This window comes from Pseudonocardia sp. McavD-2-B (assembly GCF_024124365.1).
Lineage (GTDB): Bacteria > Actinomycetota > Actinomycetes > Mycobacteriales > Pseudonocardiaceae > Pseudonocardia > Pseudonocardia alni.
The window spans coordinates 1-5,211 of the sequence record NZ_JAMXSG010000340.1 but is presented as its reverse complement, the minus strand read 5'-3'; the positions used below and the strand labels follow the sequence as shown (position 1 = coordinate 5,211).

At 68.8% G+C, this 5,211-nt stretch carries 5 protein-coding genes; 4 read left to right on the top strand and 1 reads right to left on the bottom strand.

All coding sequences use genetic code 11. The features are described 5' to 3' along the window. The first annotated feature begins 254 nt into the window (after window positions 1-254). Together NH602_RS27775 and NH602_RS27770 are read left to right on the top strand one after the other, a co-directional pair. The gene (locus NH602_RS27775; RefSeq protein WP_253069339.1) at window positions 255-1,016 is read left to right on the top strand and encodes a hypothetical protein; all 762 of its coding nucleotides are present in this window, start codon (window positions 255-257) and stop codon (window positions 1,014-1,016) included. A gap of 333 nt (window positions 1,017-1,349) precedes the next feature. Further along, on the top strand, window positions 1,350-2,279 hold the full coding sequence (locus tag NH602_RS27770; protein ID WP_253069338.1) for a methylenetetrahydrofolate reductase: 930 nt from the start codon (window positions 1,350-1,352) through the stop codon (window positions 2,277-2,279). Between the two features lie 203 nt (window positions 2,280-2,482). On the opposite strand, the gene NH602_RS27765 is transcribed toward NH602_RS27770, so the two are convergent. Continuing rightward, the gene (locus NH602_RS27765; protein ID WP_253069337.1) at window positions 2,483-3,256 is read right to left on the bottom strand and encodes a class I SAM-dependent methyltransferase; all 774 of its coding nucleotides are present in this window, start codon (window positions 3,254-3,256) and stop codon (window positions 2,483-2,485) included. A gap of 437 nt (window positions 3,257-3,693) precedes the next feature. Between NH602_RS27765 and NH602_RS32060 the strand changes: the two genes are divergently transcribed. Both NH602_RS32060 and NH602_RS27755 read left to right on the top strand, forming a co-directional pair. Further along, complete coding sequence (locus tag NH602_RS32060; protein ID WP_253069336.1) at window positions 3,694-4,011, top strand: type II toxin-antitoxin system Phd/YefM family antitoxin; 318 nt, start codon at window positions 3,694-3,696, stop codon at window positions 4,009-4,011. After that, window positions 4,008-4,625: a Fic family protein gene (locus NH602_RS27755; protein WP_253069335.1), complete on the top strand. Its 618-nt coding sequence runs from the start codon at window positions 4,008-4,010 to the stop codon at window positions 4,623-4,625. The genes NH602_RS32060 and NH602_RS27755 overlap by 4 nt, the downstream gene beginning before the upstream one ends. Window positions 4,626-5,211 lie beyond the last annotated feature (586 nt).

Below are 5,211 nucleotides of genomic sequence, written 5' to 3'. Positions count from 1 at the left end.
GGCTGCACTCCGCTGCCGCGGACCTGCCCCCGGCCGAGCTGGAGGCCGCGCACTACCGTCAACACATCGGCCAGCCCGAGTCAGAGCACTCAACCCGATAGCTCTCCGGACACGCCGGGGCGGTTCAGTTCCGCGCGCACCTGGTCGACGAGGCGACCGGCCCCGGCGGTCCATGGCGGGTCGCCTGCGACCCTCGGGGCCGGGCCCGACCGCTGGCCGCCGACCCGCCGAAGGGCAGTTGGGACGCTGCCGGCATGCACACCCCGAGCTACGTCCCGCCGGCTGCGGGAAACGGCGCTCGGATCTATTACTCGGGCCGGGCGAACGCCAAGCTTTACGGGCCCAGGAGCAGGTACGCGATCGGCGTGCTGGAGCACGTCGACGGCCAGTGGCGGCGGCGCGGAGCGCCGGTGCTGGAGGGCAGCGGCCCGCGATGGAGCGTGCTCGAACCGCGCGTCGTTCACTCCGGGGGTCGCTACCGGATGTGGTATCAGGCCAACCCGCACGAGATCGGTCCCGGCGAGCACCCCGACTACGAGCTGCACTGCGTCGAGAGCGAGGACGGCCTGACCGGTTGGACACCGCCGCGCGTGTTCGCCGGGCCGGACGAGGGCTTCTTCGACATCGCGATCGCGCCGCGCGGCGACAGGTGGGTGATGCTGCTTGCACGCGGGTCCGACCTGCACGACACAGGCGGCTTCCCGCCGCAGGGCCTCTGGTGGAGCACAGCGGCGCGTCCCAGCGCCGACCGCGCGGACTGGTCGCGACCGCGGCGGTTCCTCGACACCGACGCGCCGGGTACTCCAATCTGGATGGCCCGCGGAACCTACGGACCGGGGCTCGCCTTCGATCCTGCCAACCCCGCTCGCGCCACGGTGCTACTGACGGGCGTCCGAGACGCCCCGCGATGGCCCCGCCTGATGCTCGGGCGGGTCGCCCGGCTGCGTCGCCCGCCGGTGCCCGCACCGTTCTACCTGTCGGTGGCGTCCCTGACGCTTGATCTGCCGACCTGCTGATCGATGCCGCTTACACGGCCGGAGTCCAGATCGACGTAGGGCTCAGCGTGCGGGACCCCGACGGCGCGGCCGCACCGGGATCGCGTCCACCACGTCACGACGCGGATGCTTCTGTGGCCGCTCACCAGCCTTCACCGGCGATAGCAACGACGCGATCGGCGTGCTGGTGCACACCGACGGCCGGCCCGCGGGCAGGTGTTGGAGCTGGCCCTGCAGCCTGGGGGTGGCCGCACTCGTCGGAGACCACCCGCACTCCGGCTCTGCATACCTCGTGGACAGGGACCGTGAAGCGATGGTCGACGGTCGCGGTGGTCGACGCCTACGGTCGTTGTCGTGGATCTTCGGCGGCGCATCTCGGACCGTCACGGCGAGTTCCTGCTCTTCGCCGTGACCCCGCCCCGGAAGTCGACCTCGCCGCAGCGGGTGGAGGAGATCGCCGACGCCACGATTGCCCGGTTGCGCCCACTGGGCCTGGATGGCCTCGTGCTCTACGACATCGACGACGAGAGCGATCGCAATGCCGAACAGCGGCCGTTCCCGTTCGTGTCGACGTTAGACCCGGCCGACTACCTCGCGCGGTACCTCACCACGTGGACCGCACCCGCGGTGATCTACCGGGTGGTGGGCAAGTATCCCGAAGCCGAACTGCGGCCCTGGCTCGACGCCCAGGATCCCGAGCAGGTGCTCTCGGTATTCGTCGGCGCCTCCTCGCGGGACAAGGAGGTCGCGATGTCGCTGAAGCAAGCCCACGCACTGCGGGCTCAGACCAGCCCGGAGCTGGCGGTCGGGGGAGTCGCCATCCCGGAACGACATACCCGCAGCGGCGACGAACACCTAAGGCTGCTCGCGAAACAGGACGCCGGATGCAGGTTCTTCATCACCCAGGTCGTCTACGACGTGAACGCGGCCAAGAACGTCGTCTCCGACTACCGCCTCGAGTGCATCGCCCGCGGCGTCGACCCGGTGCCGATCGTGTTCACCTTCACCGTCGTGGGCTCGACGAAGACCCTGGAGTTCCTGAGCTGGCTCGGGGTGGAGGTACCGCGCTGGATCCAGAACGATCTGATCCACTCCGACGACGTGCTCTCCACCTCCTACGAGCAGTCTTTGTCCTGTGCCCTCGACCTCATCACCTTCTGCCGGCGGCTCGGTGTCCCGTTCGGGCTCAACATCGAGAGTGTGTCCAGCCGCCGCGCCGAGATCGAGCAGGCCGTCCAGCTCGCCGCCCGGCTGGGGCAGGAACTACACCGCCCGCGCCGATGACTCAGTGGTCATCGTCGGCCGGTGGCACCGCCTGCCTGCTCTGGTGCCCGGCATCATGACCGGCTGGCGGACTGGCACAGGGTCTGGGCTGGTTGCTGCGACAACGAGCCTCCCGCCCCGGGCTGCGCCCCAATCGCGAAGCCGCGCGGTCCTTTGTCCGAGGGCGCCACGCTGAGAAGCCAGTGCACGAGGAAGCGCTGGGGTCAGTCAGGGTGAGCGGCGATGGTCAGTGCGGTGACGTAGGGCTCGTCCAGCCCGCCGTCGGGAAACGTAGCGCGCAGGGATCTGACCTCGTCGGCAAGGAAGCGCTCCCGCTCGTCGTCGGGCATCGCGACGACATAAGACTGAGTGGCGAGGTTCGCCACGTGCCGGTCGGGGCTTGAAGGGCGGGTCCAACGAAACGAGTGGTGCTCCGCCACGAGGCCGAACGGAGCTTCACCAAGCCGCTCACCGAGGTCGGAACCAGCGAAACCGTGGTAGCGGGGCGCCGCTTGTCGGAGGCGGTCCCGCTGCTCAGACACCCAGCCAACGGTGAAGTCGGGGACGTTCCACCACACAGCGAGACGCCCGCCTGGTCGCAGCACTCGCATCGCCTCGGGCACGGACCGCTGGGGGTCAGTCCAGTGCAGCGCCTGAGCGTAGGTCACCAAGTCGAACGAGTCGTCACTGAAGGGAAGCTTGTCGCCCGATGACTGCACGGTATCGACGCCGGGCAACGCCTCCCTCAGCTGGGCAAGCATGTTGTCCGCCGGGTCGACCGCCACCACCGAAGCGCAACAGGCGTGCAGCACGGCTGTCGCGATACCCGTGCCCGCTCCGATGTCTGCGGCGAACACTTCGTCGAGCGGTGTCGCGAGCGCATCGGCGATCCGCTCGTACACCTGTGCGGGGTAGATCGGGCGGTGGCCTGCGTATGCACTGGCCACCTTGTCGAATAGCTCGCTGGCACGCTCCTGCCTGGCACCACCGTCCGTCATGTCCCTGCATCTCCTTCGAATGACTCATTCGACTAGTTGACGTGCTCGCTCGACGTCTGGTCGGCGACTTGACCGTGAAGCTTCGCAAGTCGTTTCTCCCTGCTCGCTTGCCGCCGAGCAGACCGCGTTTGCCGTTCTGACTCATCAGTATGAGGAACGGGCTCTTGGACACGGCAAGTCCTCGGGCGCGCCGGATTGTCGCTTCGTCGATGTCGCCGTAGGCGGATAAGAAGGGCCCGGCGCTGCCGCCCGGAAGCAGTACCCAGGCGGCGGCGAGGTCGGCTGCGGGGTCGCCGGCGGCCAGCGCGCGTCGCCTACGGACGTCGGCGCGGTCAGGATGCGCGTCGGTGACCTGGCCGGCCTTCGCAGTGGCCCTCAACGACTCCACGGCGCGTACTCGACCGTGTACGCGTTCGGGTACGCTCAATGGTGTGTGGGTGCCTGAGGTGTTGTCGTTTCGTGAGTTCCGTACGGCGTTGGCGGCGACGTTGAAGCGGGTGCAGGACCCGAATGCGGAACCGGTGTTCGTCGGTGCTCATCGCAAGCCCGAGGCGGTGGTGATGTCGGTGGCCCGCTACGAACAGCTCATCGGGGCGGCACAGCGACGGGCCGATGTCGACGAGGCCCTCGCCTCGGTCCGCGCCGAGGGCCTGGAGCCGAGCGCGGAGGGCCTGGCTCTGCTCGACGGTGTCGCCGCCGGCTCGGTCAGCACCGGCGAGGCTCGTGAGCGTGTCCTGGCCCGCTACCGCCGTTGACCGGCCCGGACCCCTACCTCGACCTCGCCACCGGTGTCCTGCGGAACCGGCTGGGGATCACCGATCCGGGAGAGCTCGCCCAGGCCGAGGCCGAGCTCACCGCGCTACGCCTGATCGAGCTGCGCCAGGCGCCGCTACCCGGACGCTACGACCTGGACCACCTGCAGGACTTCCACCACCACATCTTCAGCGACCTCTACGACTGGGCCGGTCAGCTGCGCACCGTGTCCATCGGCAAGGGACAGCTGTTCTGCCTGCCCCAGCACCTCGAGACCTTCGCCGCCGACATCTTCGACCGCCTCCACTCCGAGCAAGTCCTGCGCGGGCGTGACCTCGACGGCTTCGTCACCGGCCTGACCGAGCTACTGGGCGACATCAACGCCCTGCACCCGTTCCGGGAGGGCAACGGGCGCACCCAGCGGGCGTTCCTGGCCCAGCTCGCCCACAACGCCGGCTACGAGCTGCGCTGGACCACGATGGACCCCGCCGAGAACAACCGAGCCTCCGCGCTCTCGCTGGCCGGTGACACCACCGCCCTGCACACCATGCTCGCCCGCCTCATCAGGCCACTCCGTCAGCCACCCCAATCGCGGCCGGCCTCCAGCGACAGCTGAGCAGCGCCTCCGCCTCGACCTCGGCCCGATTCTCGAGGGGCGTGCCGCTTGTGCCGGGTCGGCAACGCGTTCCTGTCGGTTTGTCCGCCGAGCCTGGCTTGGCGGGCCTAAAGAATTGTCGGCCCCCTGTCGCACACTGAGTCCTATCCCCGGTGCTGTGCGAGAGGACCGTGATGTCAGACCCCGTCATCGTGGCAGGAACCGCCCTGTCCCGTGAGCTTCAGTCAGCGTTCCGCAACGCATGCGGCGCCCGCCGGAGCGAGTGGGTCGAGCGGGAGAACGAGGCACTGACCGCCCTACGGATCCTGGCCACCTACCTCGCCTACCACCCGGGAAGCGCCACCGCCCGGGCCATCACGACAACACTGGCCCGCACTATCTCTAATCCGGGGGAATGCATGTCCCCCGCAGAGCATCCGCTACCCTCGGCACCGAGCATCAATACAGCAGAGGGTGACACAGTGAGCCTTTGCCAACCTGATGGACGAGCAGGTCAGCTGGCGTGCGGCGTGGCGTGACCTCGAAAGGGTGAAGCTCCTGGTAGACGGGCGATTGCCTAGATCAATCCGCCTGACCAGGAGCTTCA